17 protein-coding genes and 1 riboswitch are annotated in these 17,504 nt (G+C 73.2%); of the genes, 13 read left to right on the forward strand and 4 right to left on the reverse strand.

The window, feature by feature from the left end; genetic code table 11:
* Positions 1-25: 25 nt before the first annotated feature.
* On the reverse strand, positions 26-427 hold the full coding sequence (locus RND61_RS21180) for a hypothetical protein (protein WP_315879603.1): 402 nt from the start codon (positions 425-427) through the stop codon (positions 26-28).
* Between the two features lie 202 nt (positions 428-629).
* Between RND61_RS21180 and ctaE the strand changes: the two genes are divergently transcribed.
* The 7 genes from ctaE (at position 630) to RND61_RS21215 (ending at position 8,203) form a co-directional block, all read left to right on the forward strand.
* Positions 630-1,250, forward strand: a complete 621-nt coding sequence (gene ctaE / locus RND61_RS21185; RefSeq protein WP_023589066.1) for an aa3-type cytochrome oxidase subunit III — start codon at positions 630-632, stop codon at positions 1,248-1,250.
* Positions 1,251-1,311: 61 nt separating this feature from the next.
* Complete coding sequence (gene qcrC, locus RND61_RS21190) at positions 1,312-2,121, forward strand: cytochrome bc1 complex diheme cytochrome c subunit (RefSeq protein ID WP_315879604.1); 810 nt, start codon at positions 1,312-1,314, stop codon at positions 2,119-2,121.
* Positions 2,118-3,164, forward strand: a complete 1,047-nt coding sequence (qcrA, locus tag RND61_RS21195; RefSeq protein ID WP_315879605.1) for a cytochrome bc1 complex Rieske iron-sulfur subunit — start codon at positions 2,118-2,120, stop codon at positions 3,162-3,164. Before qcrC ends, qcrA begins: the two co-directional genes overlap by 4 nt.
* Positions 3,161-4,783: a cytochrome bc1 complex cytochrome b subunit gene (gene qcrB / locus RND61_RS21200; RefSeq protein ID WP_315879606.1), complete on the forward strand. Its 1,623-nt coding sequence runs from the start codon at positions 3,161-3,163 to the stop codon at positions 4,781-4,783. The genes qcrA and qcrB overlap by 4 nt, the downstream gene beginning before the upstream one ends.
* Before the next feature lie 120 nt (positions 4,784-4,903).
* Positions 4,904-5,968: an anthranilate phosphoribosyltransferase gene (gene trpD, locus RND61_RS21205; RefSeq protein ID WP_315879607.1), complete on the forward strand. Its 1,065-nt coding sequence runs from the start codon at positions 4,904-4,906 to the stop codon at positions 5,966-5,968.
* Positions 5,969-6,014: 46 nt separating this feature from the next.
* Positions 6,015-6,317, forward strand: coding sequence for a hypothetical protein (locus RND61_RS21210; protein WP_315879608.1), 303 nt, complete (start codon positions 6,015-6,017; stop codon positions 6,315-6,317).
* A gap of 147 nt (positions 6,318-6,464) precedes the next feature.
* A riboswitch (SAM riboswitch) is annotated at positions 6,465-6,582 on the forward strand.
* A 202-nt stretch (positions 6,583-6,784) separates the two neighbouring features.
* A complete protein-coding gene (locus tag RND61_RS21215) occupies positions 6,785-8,203 on the forward strand; it encodes an aminotransferase class V-fold PLP-dependent enzyme (RefSeq protein ID WP_315879609.1) in 1,419 nt (472 codons plus the stop codon).
* A 64-nt stretch (positions 8,204-8,267) separates the two neighbouring features.
* On the opposite strand, the gene RND61_RS21220 is transcribed toward RND61_RS21215, so the two are convergent.
* Both RND61_RS21220 and RND61_RS21225 read right to left on the reverse strand, forming a co-directional pair.
* Positions 8,268-8,549, reverse strand: coding sequence for an Lrp/AsnC family transcriptional regulator (locus RND61_RS21220; RefSeq protein WP_315879610.1), 282 nt, complete (start codon positions 8,547-8,549; stop codon positions 8,268-8,270).
* Positions 8,546-9,265 carry a rhomboid family intramembrane serine protease gene (locus RND61_RS21225; RefSeq protein ID WP_315879611.1) on the reverse strand — a complete coding sequence of 240 codons (720 nt, stop codon included), beginning with the start codon at positions 9,263-9,265 and terminating at the stop codon, positions 8,546-8,548. Before RND61_RS21225 ends, RND61_RS21220 begins: the two co-directional genes overlap by 4 nt.
* A gap of 209 nt (positions 9,266-9,474) precedes the next feature.
* Here RND61_RS21225 and RND61_RS21230 point away from each other — a divergent pair, with 209 nt between their 5' ends.
* The 5 genes from RND61_RS21230 to RND61_RS21250 all read left to right on the forward strand — a co-directional run bounded on the left by RND61_RS21230 (position 9,475) and on the right by RND61_RS21250 (position 14,996).
* Positions 9,475-9,717, forward strand: coding sequence for a hypothetical protein (locus RND61_RS21230; RefSeq protein WP_149179381.1), 243 nt, complete (start codon positions 9,475-9,477; stop codon positions 9,715-9,717).
* 65 nt (positions 9,718-9,782) lie between these two features.
* On the forward strand, positions 9,783-11,147 hold the full coding sequence (locus tag RND61_RS21235) for an NYN domain-containing protein (RefSeq protein WP_315879612.1): 1,365 nt from the start codon (positions 9,783-9,785) through the stop codon (positions 11,145-11,147).
* A 327-nt stretch (positions 11,148-11,474) separates the two neighbouring features.
* On the forward strand, positions 11,475-12,500 hold the full coding sequence (locus tag RND61_RS21240; RefSeq protein WP_315879613.1) for a C40 family peptidase: 1,026 nt from the start codon (positions 11,475-11,477) through the stop codon (positions 12,498-12,500).
* Positions 12,501-12,742: 242 nt separating this feature from the next.
* Positions 12,743-13,774: a C40 family peptidase gene (locus RND61_RS21245; RefSeq protein WP_315879614.1), complete on the forward strand. Its 1,032-nt coding sequence runs from the start codon at positions 12,743-12,745 to the stop codon at positions 13,772-13,774.
* 97 nt (positions 13,775-13,871) lie between these two features.
* Complete coding sequence (locus RND61_RS21250) at positions 13,872-14,996, forward strand: hypothetical protein (RefSeq protein WP_315879615.1); 1,125 nt, start codon at positions 13,872-13,874, stop codon at positions 14,994-14,996.
* On the opposite strand, the gene RND61_RS21255 is transcribed toward RND61_RS21250, so the two are convergent.
* Positions 14,966-16,237, reverse strand: coding sequence for a glycosyltransferase family 87 protein (locus tag RND61_RS21255; RefSeq protein WP_315879616.1), 1,272 nt, complete (start codon positions 16,235-16,237; stop codon positions 14,966-14,968). The two genes, RND61_RS21250 and RND61_RS21255, sit on opposite strands and share 31 nt — an antisense overlap.
* A 91-nt stretch (positions 16,238-16,328) precedes the next feature.
* Here RND61_RS21255 and RND61_RS21260 point away from each other — a divergent pair, with 91 nt between their 5' ends.
* Positions 16,329-17,471: a glycosyltransferase family 4 protein gene (locus tag RND61_RS21260; protein ID WP_315879617.1), complete on the forward strand. Its 1,143-nt coding sequence runs from the start codon at positions 16,329-16,331 to the stop codon at positions 17,469-17,471.
* The last annotated feature ends 33 nt before the right edge of the window (positions 17,472-17,504 follow it).

Consider the following 17,504-nt stretch of genomic DNA (forward strand, 5'->3'; position numbering starts at 1 on the left):
GCACCGGTGCGGGAGGGGGCGGAGGTCAGGCCTCCACGGACAGGCGGCTGCGCAGCAGCGCCGCCAGGGCCTCCGCCAGCTCCGCGGGGTCCACCGGCAGCGTCACCGCCGCGTCGGCCCGGCTCCACGTCGCCAGCCACGCGTCCTGCGGCCGTCCGATCAGCAGCAGCACCGGCGGGCAGTCGAAGACCTCGTCCTTGATCTGCCGGCACACGCCCATCCCGCCCGCCGGAACGGCCTCGCCGTCCAGCACGCACACGTCGACACCGCCCCCGCCCAGCTCCTCCAGGACCGCCGGCAGCGTCGCGCACTCGACGTACTCGACCGGGGGAACGTCGGCCGCGGGGCGCCGCCCGGCCGCCAGCCGCACCTGCGCGCGGGTGTTCGCGTCATCGCTGTAGACCAGTACGGTGGCGTGGGGCTGCATGGTTCCTCCGAGTTCGTACGTGGCAGTGCTCGGTAACCGATGCGGCGGATGCTACTCCGTCCCACAGCCCGTCAACACCGTCCCGTCACCGCTTCGGACGCGTCCACGATGGGCCGTTCGGGTGCGGTCGCGGCGCCCGGGGAGGGCCGGGACACTCCGAACGGCACCCCCCGGAGTGAGGGCGGGATAAGCGACCGACATAATGTCGGTCGTGGCGACAGCAACGACAGTAGATACCGGGCACGCGCACCCGTCGGTCAATCGACCGAACCTCACCAGCGTCGGAACCATCATCTGGCTGAGTTCCGAGCTGATGTTCTTCGCGGCCCTCTTCGCGATGTACTTCACCCTGCGATCGGTAACGGGTGCCGAATACTGGTCCGAGCAGGCGGGCCACCTGAACTTCCCGTTCTCGGCGACCAACACCACGATCCTGGTGCTCTCCTCCCTCACCTGCCAGCTCGGCGTCTTCGCCGCCGAGCGCGGCGACGTGAAGAAGCTGCGCGCCTGGTTCATCGTGACGTTCATCATGGGCGCGATCTTCATCGGCGGCCAGGTCCTCGAGTACACCGAGCTGGTCAAGGAGGCGGGCATGTCCCTCTCCTCCGGCCCGTACGGCTCGGTGTTCTACCTGACCACCGGCTTCCACGGCCTCCACGTGACGGGTGGCCTCATCGCGTTCCTGCTGGTCCTCGGCCGGACGTACGCCGCGAGGCGGTTCACTCACGAGCAGGCAACCGCCGCCATCGTCGTGTCCTACTACTGGCACTTCGTCGATGTCGTCTGGATCGGCCTCTTCGCCACGATCTACATGATCAAGTAATCGGGCCAGGCCCGACTTCCAGCAAGCATCGACGCAGAAGATCCTGACACCGGGGTAATCCGTGAAAAAGCTCTCCGCACGACGACGCCATCCGCTGGCGGCGGTCGTCGTCCTACTTCTCGCGCTGGCGGCCACCGGGGGGCTGTACGCCGCGTTCGCGCCCGCGAGCACGGCACAGGCCGACGAGACCGCCCAGTCCCTCGCCATCGAGGAGGGCAAGAAGCTCTACACCGTCGGCTGCGCCAGCTGCCACGGCACCGGCGGTCAGGGCACCTCCGACGGCCCGTCCCTGGTCGGCGTGGGCGCCGCCGCCGTCGACTTCCAGGTCGGCACCGGCCGCATGCCCGCGCAGCAGCCGGGCGCCCAGGTCCCGCGGAAGAAGAACATCTACACGCAGGCCCAGATCGACCAGCTCGCGGCGTACATCGCGTCGCTCGGTGCCGGTCCGATCACCCCCACCGAGAAGCAGTACAGCGTGGAAGGCGCGGACGTCGCCAGGGGTGGCGAACTCTTCCGCAACAACTGCGCCCAGTGCCACAACTTCACCGGCGAGGGTGGCGCGCTCACCAAGGGCAAGTACGCACCGAGCCTCGACGACGTCAGCGAGAAGCACATCTACGAGGCCATGCAGACCGGCCCGCAGAACATGCCCTCCTTCCCCGACACGACGATGCCGGAGAAGGAGAAGAAGGACATCATCGCGTACATCAAGGCCGTGAACGGTGAGGAGACGCCGACCCCCGGCGGCTTCGCGCTGGGCGGCCTCGGACCGGTCAGCGAGGGCCTGTTCGGCTGGATCTTCGGGCTGGGTTCGCTGATCGCTGTCGCCGTCTGGGTCGCGGCCCACACCGCTAAGGCCAAGAAGTCATGAGTAGCCAAGAGATTTCCGAAGAGAGCCTGCACGAGCAGGACACCGCGCACGGCAAGGCGCTAGCCGAGAACCCGTTCGCCAACCCGGGGCTGCCGCCCCACAAGCCCCGCATCCAGGACATCGACGAGCGGGCCGCCAAGCGCTCGGAGCGCACGGTCGCCCTGCTCTTCACGATCTCGATGCTGGCCACGGTCGGCTTCATCGCCTCGTTCGTGATCTTCCCGGTCGACAAGATCGTGTACGTGTGGCCGCTCGGCCACGTGAGCGCGACCAACCTGTCGCTCGGCCTGACGCTGGGCCTCGCCCTCTTCTGCATCGGCGCCGGCGCGGTCCACTGGGCCCGCACGCTGATGTCGGACGTGGAGATCGCCGACGACCGCCACCCGATCGAGGCGGCGCCGGAGGTCAAGGCCAAGATCATGGCCGACTTCGCCCAGGGCGCCAAGGAGTCCGCGCTCGGCCGGCGCAAGCTGATCCGCAACACCATGTTCGGCGCGCTGGCCATGGTGCCGCTCTCCGGTGTCGTGCTGCTGCGCGAGCTGGGCCCGCTGCCCGAGAAGAAGCTCTTCCACACGTCCTGGGGCAAGGGCAAGCAGCTCATCAACATGAACACGCACGAGCCGCTGCGTCCCGAGGACGTCGCGGTGGGCTCGCTCACCTTCGCCATGCCGGAGGGCCTGAGCGAGGAGGACCACGACTTCAACAACAAGATCGCCAAGGATGCCCTGATGATCGTCCGGATCCAGCCGGAGGACATCAAGGACAAGCGCGAGCTGGAGTGGTCCCACGACGGCATCGTCGCGTTCTCCAAGATCTGCACCCACGTGGGCTGCCCGATCTCCCTGTACGAGCAGCAGACCCACCACGTCCTCTGCCCGTGCCACCAGTCCACCTTCGACCTCTCCGACGGCGCCCGCGTCATCTTCGGCCCTGCCGGTCACGCCCTCCCGCAGCTGCGGATCGGCGTCAATGACAAGGGCTTCCTCGAGGCGCTCGGCGACTTCGAGGAGCCGGTCGGTCCTGCATTCTGGGAGCGCGGATGAGTACCGCACACGACAAGCGGAAGGCGCCCGCCGGTGAGCGGGTGGCCGACTGGGCGGACGGCCGGCTCGGGATCTACTCCCTGGCCAAGGCCAACATGCGCAAGATCTTCCCGGACCACTGGTCCTTCATGCTGGGCGAGATCTGCCTCTACAGCTTCCTGATCATCATCCTCACGGGTGTGTACCTGACGCTGTTCTTCCACCCGAGCATGAACGAGGTCGTGTACCACGGCTCGTACGTGCCGATGCACGGCGTCCGGATGACGGAGGCGTACGCCTCGACCCTGGACATCAGCTTCGACGTCCGCGGTGGCCTGCTGATCCGTCAGATCCACCACTGGGCGGCGCTGATCTTCATCGCCGGCATGTTCGTGCACATGATGCGCGTCTTCTTCACCGGCGCGTTCCGCAAGCCGCGCGAGATCAACTGGCTGTTCGGCTTCCTGCTGTTCGTCCTGGGCATGTTCACCGGCTTCACCGGCTACTCGCTCCCGGACGACCTGCTCTCCGGCACCGGTGTGCGCTTCACGCAGGGCGCGATCCTGTCCGTGCCGATCGTGGGCACGTACCTGTCGATGTTCCTCTTCGGCGGCGAGTTCCCCGGCCACGACATGGTCGCCCGGTTCTACTCGATCCACATCCTGCTGCTGCCGGGCATCATGCTCGGCCTCGTGGTGGCCCACCTGATCCTGGTCTTCTACCACAAGCACACGCAGTTCGCGGGCCCCGGCCGGACGAACAAGAACGTGGTCGGCATGCCGTTCATGCCGGTCTACATCGCCAAGGCCGGCGGCTTCTTCTTCCTGGTCTTCGGCGTCATCGCGGCCATCGCCGGCATGTTCACCATCAACCCGGTGTGGGCGCTCGGCCCGTACCGCCCGGACATGGTGTCCACCGGCGCCCAGCCCGACTGGTACATGGGCTTCGCCGAGGGCCTCATCCGCGCCATGCCCGGCTGGGAGATCAACCTGTGGGGCCACACGCTCGTCCTGGGCGTGTTCCTCCCGCTGGTCCTGTTCGGCGTGATGCTGGCGGCGATCGCGGCGTACCCGTTCATCGAGTCGTGGATCACCGGCGACAAGCGCGAGCACCACATCCTGGACCGCCCGCGCAACGCCCCGACGCGGACGGCGCTCGGCGTCGCCTGGGTCACCGGCTACATGATCATGCTGATCGGCGGTGGCAACGACATCGTCGCCACCTACTTCCACCTGTCGATCAACGCGGTCACCTGGTTCGTCCGGATCTTCTTCTTCCTCGGACCGGTCCTCGCGTTCATCGTCACCAAGCGGATCTGCCTGGGCCTCCAGCGCCGCGACCGCGACAAGGTGCTGCACGGCCGCGAGACCGGCATCATCAAGCGGCTGCCGCACGGTGAGTTCGTCGAGGTCCACGAGCCGCTCAGCCAGGCGCAGCTCCACGCGCTCACCGCGCACGAGCAGTACGCCCCGGCCGAGATCGGCCCGACGGTCGACGAGAACGGCGTCGAGCGCAAGCCGACGGCCAAGGAGAAGCTCCGCTCGAAGCTCAGCAAGGGCTACTACGGCGAGGGGAACCAGATCCCCAAGGCCACGGTGGAGGAGTACAAGGAGATCAGCGCGGGCCACGGCCACCACTGATCACCTGACCTGAAGGTCGCCACGGCGAGAGCCCCGTCCAATCGTCGGACGGGGCTCTTCGCCGTCCCCGGGGCTCGCTAGGCTGGTCCCGTCCCACCCGTCACGGACCCAGGAGCGACCATGAGCGCTGTGCCACCCGCTGGAGGACCTACCGCGGCGGGCCGCTCCTGGCCCGCCCTCCTCGACGCCCTGCTCTCGGGGCGGGACCTGGACGCGGACACGACCGCGTGGGCGATGGAGCGCATCCTCGGCGGGGAGGCCACGGACGCGCAGATCGCCGGCTTCGCGGTGGCCCTGCGCGCCAAGGGCGAGACCGTGGAGGAGATCTCCGGCCTCGTCCGCACCATGTACGCCCACGCCCGGACCATCGAGGTCCCGGGGCGGTCGGTCGACATCGTCGGCACGGGCGGCGACGGCGCGAAGACCGTCAACATCTCCACCATGTCGGCGGTCGTCGTCGCCGGTACGGGCGCGAAGGTCGTCAAGCACGGCAACCGCGCCGCCTCGTCCGCGTCGGGGGCCTCCGACGTCCTGGAGAAGCTCGGCGTCAACCTGGAGCTGTCCCCGGAGCGGGTCGCCGAGGTGGCGGAGGAGGCGGGCATCACGTTCTGCTTCGCCGTCAAGTTCCACCCGGCGCTCCGCCACGTCGCCGCCGCCCGCAAGGAGCTGGGCATCCGCACGACGTTCAACTTCCTGGGCCCGCTGACCAACCCGGCCCGGGTCCGCGCCCAGGCGACGGGGGTGGCCGATGCCCGGATGGCGCCGATCCTCGCCGGGGTGCTCGCCGAGCGCGGCTCGTCGGCGCTGGTGTTCCGCGGTGACGACGGGCTGGACGAGCTGACGACGACGGCCGGGTCCCGGGTGTGGGTCGTGCGGGACGGGACCGTCCGGGAGGAGGTCTTCCACCCGCGCGACGTGGGCCTCGACCTGGTCCCGGTGGAGGCCCTGCGCGGCGCCGACGCCTCGTACAACGCGGACGTGGCGCGCCGTCTGCTGGCCGGCGAGACCGGGCCGGTGCGGGACGCGGTGCTGCTGAACGCGGCGGCGGCGCTGGTCGCGCTGGACCCGTCGGACGCGCCGCTGGCCGAGCAGTTGCGGGCCGGCATGGCGAAGGCCGCCGAGTCCGTCGATTCGGGCGCCGCCCGCGATGCCCTGGACCGCTGGGTGCGGGTCAGCAACCGCTAGTGCCGCCCCCATGGACGCCGGCCCCGTCCGGGACGCGGTGAGGTCCGTGAGCGGTGACCGCCGACCGGACCCGGACGAGGTCGAGGCGTGCCTGGCCGCCGTGGTCGAGGGGCGCGTGAGCCGGGAGGCCGCCGACCGGTGGGCCGGGCGCCGGGTCGCCGACGACGCGCTCGCGTGGGACGAACCGTCCTGGTGGGCGCTGGGGCTCCTGCACGGAATCGACCTGCGGCCGGGGCCCGGGGAGCCGTACCTGCACGACGACGAACAGGTGCGGGGATGGCTGGAGGAACTGCGGCGGCGCCGGGCGGCCCACCGCGAAGGCCTCCCGTCCGGCGACCGGCGCCCGTGAACGCCGTCGGCGCGAACGTCCCCTGACGGGGCGTGGGTTCCACGGGTCCGCGGCACCGCCCCGCCCGGGGTGCGCGCCGCGGACCCGTCCACTGTGCGGACCCCGTCTTGCGCGGTGACCGGGTAGGTGTGGCAGGATGCTCGACAAGGTCATGAGTGACAGCGACTACGGCCCCGGCCCGCTGTCCGGCAACCCTCCGTCCGTGGCGGGGTGCCCCGGGTGAAGACCAGGCCGCAGGCAGAGAGGTCTGCGGCAAGCGCGGACCCCTGCACACCCTGGGGTCCTGGTCCCGAGGGAGCAGTCTCGTGAGCAAGCGAATGCGCTAGGGCCCTTCCGGCCCCTTCCCCCCTCCTCCGCGCGGCCGTCGTCGCCGCGCGTCGAGGCAACACCCGCGTGCGGCACGGCAGTCGAGCCGTCCCCGTGGGCCTCCACCTCCGTTCGCCTTGTCCTCGCCGGGAGAATCCGCCATGTCCGCGTACCCGAACACCGCCGTCGCCTCCGCCCCCGTCGCTGTCGCCTCCGTCGCCCCCGCCTCCGCCGAGTGCTCCGCCCCCGCCGCCCTGCCGCTGCCCGTGCTCGGGCGGGACGTGACCGTGCCGCTCGTCACCGGCGGGGAGGCCGTGTACGCCGCGCTGGACTACGCGGCCAGCGCCCCGGCGCTCCAGCGCGTGTGGGACGACGTCGCCGCGTACGCGCCGTACTACGGCAGCGTCCACCGGGGCGCCGGGTACCTGTCGCAGCTCTCCACGGACCTGTTCGAGAACAGCCGCAGGACGGTCGCGGAGTTCCTCGGCTGCCGCCCCGGCGACCAGGTCGTTTTCACCCGCTCCACGACCGACTCGCTGAACCTGCTCGCGCACGCCCTCCCGGCCGGCTGCGAGGTGTTCGTCTTCGAGACCGAGCACCACGCCTCGCTCCTGCCGTGGCGCGACGCCCGCGTGACGTACCTGGACGCGCCCCGCACCCCCGGCCGGGCCGTGGAGACGCTGGAGCGGGCCCTCGCCGGCCGGGACCCCCACGGCCCCGCCCTCGTGTGCGTGACCGGCGCCTCCAACGTGACCGGCGAGTTGTGGCCGGTACGGGAGCTGGCGGCCGCCGCGCACGCGCACGGCGCGCGGATCGTGCTGGACGCCGCCCAGCTGGCGCCGCACCACCCAGTGGACGTGGCGGACCTGGACGTGGACTGGGTGGCGTTCTCGGGGCACAAGCTGTACGCGCCCTTCGGGGCCGGTGTGCTGGCCGGGCGGGCCGACTGGCTGCGGGACGCCGAGCCGTACCTGGCGGGCGGCGGCGCGTCGCGGACGGTGGCCCGGCGGGCCGACGGCGGGGTGGAGGTCGCCTGGCACACCACGGCGGCCCGCCACGAGGCCGGCTCGCCGAACGTGATCGGCGCCTACGCCATCGCCTCGGCCTGCGAGGCGCTCACCGCGGCCGGGTTCGACGCGCTCGTGGCCCGTGAGCAGGAGCTGATCGCCCGCGTGCGGGAGGGGCTGGCCGAGGTGCCCGAGGTGCGGGTGCTGTCGCTGTTCGGCGACGACGCCCCGCGCGTCGGCGTCCTCTCCTTCGTCGTGGAGGGCTGGAACAGCTCGCACTTCGCCGCGGCGCTCTCCGCCGAGTACGGCATCGGCGTCCGCGACGGGCTGTTCTGCGCCCACCCGCTGGTCCGGACCCTGCTGGGCGGGACGCCGCAGGAGCCGGGGGAGTGCGGGGCGCCGGAGGGCGGGCCGGGGGAGCGGTCCCTCAACGCGATCCGGGTCAGCTTCGGCGCGGGCACCCCCGACGAGCACGTCGACCGCTTCGTCCGCGCCGTGCGGGAACTGGTCAGGGACGGCGCCCGCTGGAGCTACCGCACGGAGGACGGGCGCTGCGTGCCCGACCGCGGCTGAGACGGCGATCGCGCCGTGGCTGATTCCGCCTCACCCGTTCGGGTGAATCGGTGGGGCGGGGCGGTCAGGCGTCGAGACCGATCGCGAAGGCCGCTTCCAGGTCGTGCTGCGAGTACGTGCGGAACGCGACGTGCGTGTCCGTCGCGACGACGCCGGGAATCTTGCTGATGCGGCCGGGGATGATGTCGGCCAGGTTCTCGTGCCGGGGCACGCGGACCATGGCGACCAGGTCGTAGGTCCCGGTGACGGAGAAGACCTCGCTCACGTTGTCGAGCGCGGCGATCGCCTCCGCGATCTCCGGGATGCGGTCCACGCTGGTCTTGATGAGCACGATCGCGGTGATCACGGCTGTCCCTCTCCCTCGGTGGCCGCTGCTGGAGCCTTCACTCTAATGCCCCGGTAGCGCGCCCACGCGTACAGGAACCCCAGCGCGAACCCGACGAGGTGCGCGAGGTAGGCGACCCCGGGCCCGCTGCCCGCCCCGCGCGCCGCCAGCCACTGGAGGGCGAACCAGAAGACCAGGACGATCCAGGCGGGGAAGCGCAGCGGCAGGAAGAACAGGAACGGGAAGAGGCTGGTCACCCGCGCCCGGGGGAAGAGGTACAGGAAGGCGCCGAGGACCCCCGAGACCGCCCCCGACGCCCCCACCAGGGTCTGCCCGCTGTCCGCGTGGGCCAGGGCGTAACCGGCCAGCGCGAGGTAGCCGCACACCACGTAGAACACCCCGAACCGGATGTGCCCCATCCGCTCCTCGGCCATCGCGCCGAAGACGAAGAGGAACAGCATGTTCCCCAGCAGGTGCAGCCAGTTGCCGTGCACGAACAGGGCGCTGAGCGGGGTGAGCAGCGCCGGGAGGGAACCGCTCAGGAGGTCCGCCGGGATCACCCCCCAGCGCCGGAAGTACGTGCTCTGCGCGGTGATCAGGGCGTCCCCGCTCCCGTACGAGGCCCGCAGGCCCGAGGCCGGGCCGAGGACGAAGACCAGCGCGCACACCCCGATGACGCCGTACGTCACCGAGGGGCCGGTGACGGTGCGCCGCAACGCTCCACGCCAATCGATCACGCACAGATCATGACGTAGAGGGCGCGAGCGGGACAGAGCGCCTCGCCGGGGCGGGCACCCCTCTCCCCGCTCCCCACCGTCCGCGCAGGCGGGACCGCGGAGGCCGTAGGGTTACGGGCGTGCCCGGGCCGCTCCCGGGGCACCCGCAGTTCGAGGGCGCACCGCGGGTCGAAGCACTGGAACGACCGGACCATGACAAGGACGGCACCATGACGACGGTTCCCCAGCCGACCGCCGACACCCGTTGGCGCTGCACGCTCTGCGGCAATCTGACGCGCTTCGACGTGACGCGCTCCTCGAAGGTCGTGGAGTACGTCCATCTGGACCTGGCGGGGGAACCCACGGTGGAGGAGCGCGAGGTGGTCAGTGAGACCATCGAGTCGGTCCGCTGCCGCTGGTGCAACGCGGTGGACCAGATCGAGCTGGTGGACAGGCCGGGCGCCGGCTCCTGAGCGCGGGCCCGGGACGACGGGCGGCCCGGCAGAGTCAGAACGGACGGGTAGTGGGGTGACGGATCGTGGCGCAGCCCGCAAGCGGCGCTGAGTCGGCCGGCGCGGCCGGTGACGCCGCCGAGGCGCTCGACCGCCCGCTGCCCGAGGCGGTACGGCGCCGGGTGGTCGCGCTCGTCTCCGAGGCGTTCGGCGGTCTGACGGTCCCCGAGCTGCCGTCGCAGCTTCGCCAGTACGCCCGGTTCACCCCCTCCCGGCGGGCCCGGTTCGCGGGCAACGCGATGGCCGCCGCCCTGGAGGGCGACGCGCTGTTCCGGCAGCGCATCGGCGATCGGCTGCGGACCGCCCAGCCGGAGCTGGCCGCGGCCGTCGAGTCGGGCGTGCCGCCCGCCGCCGCCGACCCGGTCGACGTGGCGGCTGCGGCGTACGTGCTGCGCCCCACCGGCTGGGTCAAGCTGGTCGCCGCCGCGGGCGAGGAGGTGCAGCGCGCGGACGCCGAGCGCGCCGACGAGGCGGGCCGGCGCGAACTGGAGCGGCTGCGCGAAGAGCTGGCGGAGGCCCGCGCGCACACCCGCGTGGAGACGGAGCGGCTGCGCTCCGAGCTGGAGGCGGCCCGCAAGGAAGCCGAATCGCTTCAGCGCAAGCTCCGCAGCGCGCAGAGCGACGTCAAGCGCGGCGAGGCCGCCCTGCGCCGCGCCCAGGCGGAGATCGACGGCGTCCGGGCGGACGCCGCCGCCCGCGTCTCGGCCGCCGAGAGCGAGACCCGCCGCCTCAAGGCCCGGCTCGGCGAGACCGAGGCCGCGCTGGAGGCGAGCCGCCGGGCCGCCCGCGAGGGCCGCTCGGTGGAGGACGTGCGGCTCCGGCTGCTGCTGGACACGGTCCTGGAGGCCGCCCAGGGGCTGCGCCGCGAACTGGCCCTGCCGCCCGTCTCCGTACGGCCCGCGGACTCCGTGGAGGCGGTGGAGCCCGGCCGGATGTCGCCGAAGGACGTCGCCGCCCGCGCGCTGTCCGAGACCGACCCGGCCCTCCTCGACCAGCTCCTCGCCCTCCCGCAGGCTCACCTCGTCGTCGACGGCTACAACGTCACCAAGACCGGCTATCCGACGATGCCGCTGGAGAAGCAGCGGCTGCGGCTGCTCGGCGGGCTCTCCGCGCTCGCCGCCCGCTCGGGCGCCGAGGTCACCTGCGTCTTCGACGGCGCGGAGCTGGTCGCCCCGGTGCTGCTCGCCCCGCCGCGCGGGGTGCGCGTGCTGTTCTCCAAGCCGGGGGTGACCGCCGACGAGCTGATCCGCCAGCTCGTCCGCGCCGAGCCCGCGGGCCGGCCGGTGGTCGTGGTCTCCAGCGACCGGGAGGTGGCCGACGGCGTCGCCAAGTCCGGCGCCCGCCCGGTCGCGTCCGTGATGCTGCTGAAGCGGCTTTCGCGCATCTCGTAACTCCTGGGCGGGATGCCCGGTTTGAGGACGCGTGCGGGGGACCCAACGTCAACTTCCCGTGACGCGCTGTGGGGCGCGCGCCAAGAAAAGGCCGGGTGGGAGAGATTTTTCTCATGAGGATTTGAACTGATCACAACTTGGTCACTAGGGTCTGGGCTCGAACCTTCGCGCGGTTGACCGTCCATCCGGGACGGCAGCGAAGGCACCGCCTGAACCGTGCAGTTCGGACCTGGATCACGGGGGAGTGTCCGGACGCCTAGCGCGGAACCGGGGCATTGACCGTCGACCCGGCAGGCGGCTCGAACGAGGAAGAAGGAGCTCGCCTCCGTGGCGTCCCACCGTCGACCCAAGCAGCCGAGCCGCGCCCGTGTGACCGTGCTCACCGCGACCGCCGCCGCTGCCGTCGCCCTGACCGCCCAGACCGCTTCGGCCACGCCGCAGCCCAGCAAGGAACAGGTCAAGGAGAAGGTCGACAAGCTCCACCACGAGGCCGAGGAGGCCACGGAGCAGTTCAACCTCGCCGACGAGCGCCGCGAGAAGCTCCAGAAGGAGGTCACGGCCCTCCAGGACCAGGTCGCCCGCGGCCAGGAGGAGCTCAACGCCCTGCGCGACGGCATCGGTTCGGTCGCCAGCGCCCAGTACCGCAACGGCGGCATGGACCCCTCGCTCCAGCTCTTCCTCTCCTCGAACCCGGACGACTACCTCGACAAGGCGTCCGCCGTCGACCAGCTCTCCGCGAAGCAGGCCGAGACGCTGCGCACCATCCAGGCCAAGCAGCGCACCCTCGCCCAGCAGCGCGCCGAGGCCACGGCGAAGCTCGCCGACCTGGAGGACGTCCGCAAGTCCCTCGGCGAGAAGAAGAAGAAGTTCCAGACCAAGCTCGCCGAAGCGCAGAAGCTCCTCAACACGCTCACCGCCGAGGAGCGGCGGAAGATGCAGGCGGAGGAGGAGCGCGCCAGCCGCGACGCCGGCGAGCGCGTCGAGCTCGGCAACGAGGTCCCCGCCTCCCAGCGCGGCGCCGCCGCCCTCAGCGCCGCCGCCACCCAGGTCGGCAAGCCGTACGTGTCCGGTGCCGAGGGCCCCAACTCGTACGACTGCTCCGGCCTGACGCAGTGGGCCTACCGCCAGGCCGGCGTCAGCCTCACCCGCACCACGTACACGCAGCAGAACGACGGCGTGAAGATCGGCCGCAGCCAACTCAAGCCGGGCGACCTCGTCTTCTTCAACAACCTCTCCCACGTCGGCCTCTACGCCGGCAACAACACCGTCCTGCACGCCCCGTACCCGGGCGCCCACGTCCGCTACGAGGCGATGAAGTACCTGGGCACGTTCCAGTTCGGCGTCCGCATCTGAGCCGTCCCGCCCGCGCCCCGGGCAGTGAGGGCGCGTGATGCGCCGGGGCCTCCCCGAACCGCCGCGCGCACACGTCCGATCGGGGGATTTCCGCTCCCCGTACCGACGCTCCGCCCCGCCGGTGACCTGTGGTTCCCGGCGGGGCGCCGCCGTGCGCGCCTCCCGGGGGCTTTGATCACGCCGTGACCGCCCGGCTACTGTCTGCGCGCAACAGCCCCGAACAGTCGAAGGGAGCGCGGTCCGTGGCGTCCCACCGCCGTCCCCCCCACCCGGGCCTCCAACGGAGCGCCACCCGGGTCACCGTCCTGTCCGCCGCGGCGGCCACGGCGGCCGCCGCCTTCGGCGCCACCCCGGTGCAGGCCGAGCCGACCGACCCCGCCCACACCGTCCGCGCCCGCGTCGACCGGCTCTACGCCGAGGCGGAGCAGGCCACGGAGCGCTTCAACGCCGCCGGCGAGCGCACCGACCGGCTCCGCATCGCCGTCGACGCCGCCCGCGACGGCGTGGCGCGCGGCCAGGAGCGCGTCAACCGCATGCGCGGCGTGCTCGGCTCGGTCGCCGGCGCCCAGTACCGGTCCGGCGGGATCGACCCGTCGCTCGCGCTGATGCTCTCGGAGGAGCCCGACACGTACCTCGACAGGGCCGCCGCGCTGGACCGGCTCAGCGAGCGGCAGGCCGCCACGCTCGCCCGGCTCCGCCTCGTGCAGCGGGGGCTGGCCCAGGAGCGCGCCGAGGCCACCCGCGCCCTCGCCGAACTGGAGCGCAGCCGCGCGGCCCTGGCCCGGCACAAGCAGGAGATCGAGCGGAGGCTCACCGCGGCGCGGACGCTGCTGAACTCCCTGCCGTCGCGGGAGCGCGCCGCCTTCGACCGGGCCTCCCGCTCCGGCCGCGTCGGCGCCCTGCTGCCGCTGCCCGTCGGGGCCGCGTCACCGCGGGCCGCCGCCGCCGTGCGGGCCGCCCGGTCGGCGGTCGGCAAGCCGTACGTGTGGGGCGCGAACGGGCCCGACGCCTTCGACTGCTCGGGCCTCACGCAGTGGGCGTACGCGCAGGCCGGGGTGGGGCTGCCGCGCACCTCGCAGGGGCAGCGGAACGCGGGGCGGCACGTGGGGCTGTCGGAGGCGCGGCCGGGCGACCTGGTGACGTACCGCTCGGACGCGAGCCACGTGGCGATGTACATGGGCCACGGCCGGGTCGTCCACGCCCCGTATCCGGGCGCCCCGGTCCGTTACGACCCGGTGGGCATGATGCCGGTCTCGGCGGTGACCCGCGTCTGAGACCCCGGTCCCCGTGCCCGGCCGACCGCGCGGTCGGCGGCGGCCCGCCGGAGCGGGCGGGCACGGCGGGCCGACACGGTGCGCCTACGATCGGCGCGTGGGTGTTCTCAGGCGGTGGGCCGCCGTCGTGGCCGTGCTCGTCGCGGCCGTCACGGGGTGCGCCCCGTGGCCGGGCGGGGCCGCGGACGAGAGCGGCATCCGGCGGGCCGTCGCCGCGCGGGGCGACCTCGTGCGGGGCCTGCTCGGCGGCGTGCCGCTCGCCTCCCGGGCCTACCGCGTCCTCGACGTCCGGCACGAGGGCGCCCGGCGCGCGACCGTCGACGCCGAGCTGACGTACGTGCTCGACGGCTACGACCGCGCCCCCGCCACCGTCCGGCGCCGCCTCGACCTGGTGGAGCACGACGGCCGGTGGCGCGTCACCGCGGACCGCCCCGCCGAGGGTCAGCCCGCCCAGCTCTGGGACCAGGGGCAGGTCCGGGCGGTACGCGGCACCCACAGCCTCGTCCTCGGGGTCGGCCACCCCCCGGCGCTGCTCGGCGAGGTCGCCGCGGCGGCCGACCTCGCCGTCCCCGCCGTGGCGGCCGCCTGGCCGGGCGCGGCGTGGCGGGAGAAGGTCGTCGTCCTCGTACCGGGGTCGCTCGACGCCATGGCCGCCCTCCTCGGGGAGGGGACCGCCGCGTACCGGGGCGTCGCCGCGGTCACCACCGGGCGCACCGGCGGCGGGGCCGCCGACCGCGTGGTGGTCAACCCGGAGGCGTACCGGGACCTCGGCGCCTTCGGGCGGGCCTTCGTCCTCACCCACGAGACCGTCCACGTCGCCACCCGCGCCGACACGTCCGCCGCCACGCCCCTCTGGCTCTCGGAGGGACTGGCCGACAAGATCGCGTACCGGGGCACGGGCCGCACGGCGGCCGAGGCGGCGCCCGAGCTGGGCCGGGCGATGCGCGCCGGGAACGTGCCGGCGGCGCTCCCGCCCGACGCGGACTTCACCTCCGGCGGGGACCCCGCCGCCGTGGCGCGCGCCTACGAGGGCGCCTGGCTGGCCTGCGAGCTGATCGCGGACCGGTGGGGCGAGGAACGGCTCGCCGACTTCTACCGGGCGGTCGGGGTGTCCGGCGCGCGCCGCGCCTTCCGGGATGTCCTGGCCACCACGCCGGAGGAGTTCACCCGCGCCTGGCAGGGCCGCCTCCGTCAGGAGTTCAGCAGCGCCCCGTCGCGGTGACCGCCCTGCGCCGGCACCCGCGCCGGCCCGGCCCCGTCCCCGGCCGCGCGCAGCCGCGGCTCGGTGACGGTCTGCCGCCACAGTTGCCGCGCCGCGACCAGGGACGCCGCGACGAGCAGCCCGTTGCGGACGAACAGCAGCGCCAGGCCCGGCCCGTCGCTGGCCACCACGTGCGAGAACCAGATCGGGAACTCCAGGAGCGTCACCCCGGTCGCCACCAGCACCATCAGTGCCGCCCGGCGCATCCGGCTCCGCCGCCACACCAGGCACACCGCGGCCAGCCCGACCAGCCACAGCATGTACTGGGGGCTGATCACCCGGCTCGTCGTGGTGAACAGCAGCACCGCCACGAACGCCGCGTCGCACAGCGTCGTCGCGCCGAACTCCCGGACCCGCAGCCGCCACAGCACCAGCCAGCCGAACGCCAGCGCCGTCAGCACCATCGCCGCCCCGCTCACCAGCGGCACGTACGGGCCGAGGAACTCCACCGACCCGTAGTTCAGCCGCACCTCGCCGTCCCAGCCGCCGAAGAACCGCGCCACGTGGAACACCAGCGCCCCCAGCGACTCCACCTCGGTGCCCCGGTCGCGCTGGAACGTCAGGAACGCCAGCGCGCCCGGCGCCGCGAGGAGGCACGCCGCCAGCACCGCCGCGCCCGACACGACCGCCGCCGCCCACGAGCGGCGCGTGACGCGGCCCCGCACCGTGCCCACGAGCAGCAGCGCCGGCCACACCTTCAGCAGCGCGCCGATCCCGGTGAGGACGCCCATCGTGCGCGGGCTGCGGACCCCGGCGAGCAGCGCGGCGACGGCGACGGCGGTGACCATGATGTCGTACCGGGAGTACGCGGTCGGCCCGAGCAGCGGCACGCCCACGAGCCACACCCAGGCGCCCGCGGGGCTCTTGCCGGGGCGTCCGCCCGCGTACACGAGGAGCCCGAAGACCACCGCGTCGCAGACGAGCGCGAGCACGAAGAACGCGTGCGCGTACTCCAGGAACGGCAGCAGGCCGGGGGAGAGGATCGCGAACGCCGCGGCCGGCGGGTACTGCCACGTCACGTCGTCCAGCGGGTACGTCCCGCCGCGCAGCACCTCGTACCAGTCGTGGTAGATCACCGAGACGTCGGTGGTGACGTCCGGGCCGGGGACGAAGACGACCCTGAAGGTGTAGAGCAGCAGGACGGCCCTGCTGAGCAGCCAGAAGGCCGCCAGGGACAGCCGCGGTCCGCTCGGGTGCTTCATCGGTACCTCGTCCGGTCTCGTGGTGGTCTGCGGGTGGGGGCGGTACGGTGCGCGAGCGGTGGGGGCGGGCCGTTCGGTACTGTCGGCCACGATGCACAAGACGCTGATCGTAACGAACGACTTCCCTCCCCGGCCCGGCGGGATCCAGGCGTTCCTGCACAACATGGCCCTGCGGCTGGATCCGGACCGGGTCGTCGTCTACGCCTCCACGTGGAAGCACGGGCGGGAGGGCGCGGAGGCGACCGCCCGGTTCGACGCGGAGCAGCCGTTCCGGGTGGTGCGGGACCGCACGACGATGCTGCTGCCCACCCCGCGGGTGACCGCGCGGGCGGCCGGGCTGCTGCGGGAGCACGGCTGCACGTCGGTGTGGTTCGGCGCGGCCGCGCCGCTCGGGCTGATGGCGCCCGCGCTGCGCCGGGCCGGGGCCCGCCGCCTGGTCGCGACGACCCACGGCCACGAGGCCGGGTGGGCGCAGCTGCCGGCCGCGCGGCAACTGCTGCGGCGCATCGGCGAGGGCACGGACACGATCACGTACCTCGGGGAGTACACGCGCTCCCGGATCGCCGCCGCGCTCACCCCCGGGGCCGCGGCGCGCATGGTGCGGCTGCCGCCCGGCGTCGACGAGAAGACCTTCCACCCCGGCTCGGGCGGCGACGCCGTGCGCGCCCGGCTGGGGCTGGCCGACCGGCCCGTGGTCGTGTGCGTCTCGCGGCTGGTGCCGCGCAAGGGCCAGGACACGCTGATCCGGGCGATGCCCGCGGTCCTCGCCGCCGTGCCGGACGCCGTCCTGCTGGTCGTCGGCGGCGGCCCGTACGCGAAGGACCTGCGCCGCCTCGCCCGGGAGACGGGCGTGGCCGGCTCCGTGCGGTTCACGGGACCCGTGCCGTGGGAGGAACTGCCCGCGCACTACGGGGCCGGCGACGTGTTCGCGATGCCGTGCCGCACCCGGCGCGGCGGGCTGGACGTCGAGGGGCTCGGCATCGTCTACCTGGAGGCGTCCGCGACGGGCCTCCCGGTCGTCGCCGGCGACTCGGGCGGCGCCCCGGACGCGGTCCTGGACGGCGAGACCGGCTGGGTCGTACGGGGCGGCTCCCCGCAGGAGGCCGCCGAGCGGATCGTGCCCCTGCTCCAGGACCCGGAGCTGCGCCGCCGCATGGGCGAGCGGGGCCGCCGGTGGGTCGAGGAGACGTGGCGCTGGGACCTCCTCGCGGAACGCCTCAGGGACCTCCTGTAGCCCGGCCCTGAGCCCCGGCGGACGCGGCGGCGC

Origin of the sequence: Streptomyces tamarix (genome assembly GCF_032423885.1) — a bacterium.
Lineage (GTDB): Bacteria > Actinomycetota > Actinomycetes > Streptomycetales > Streptomycetaceae > Streptomyces > Streptomyces tamarix.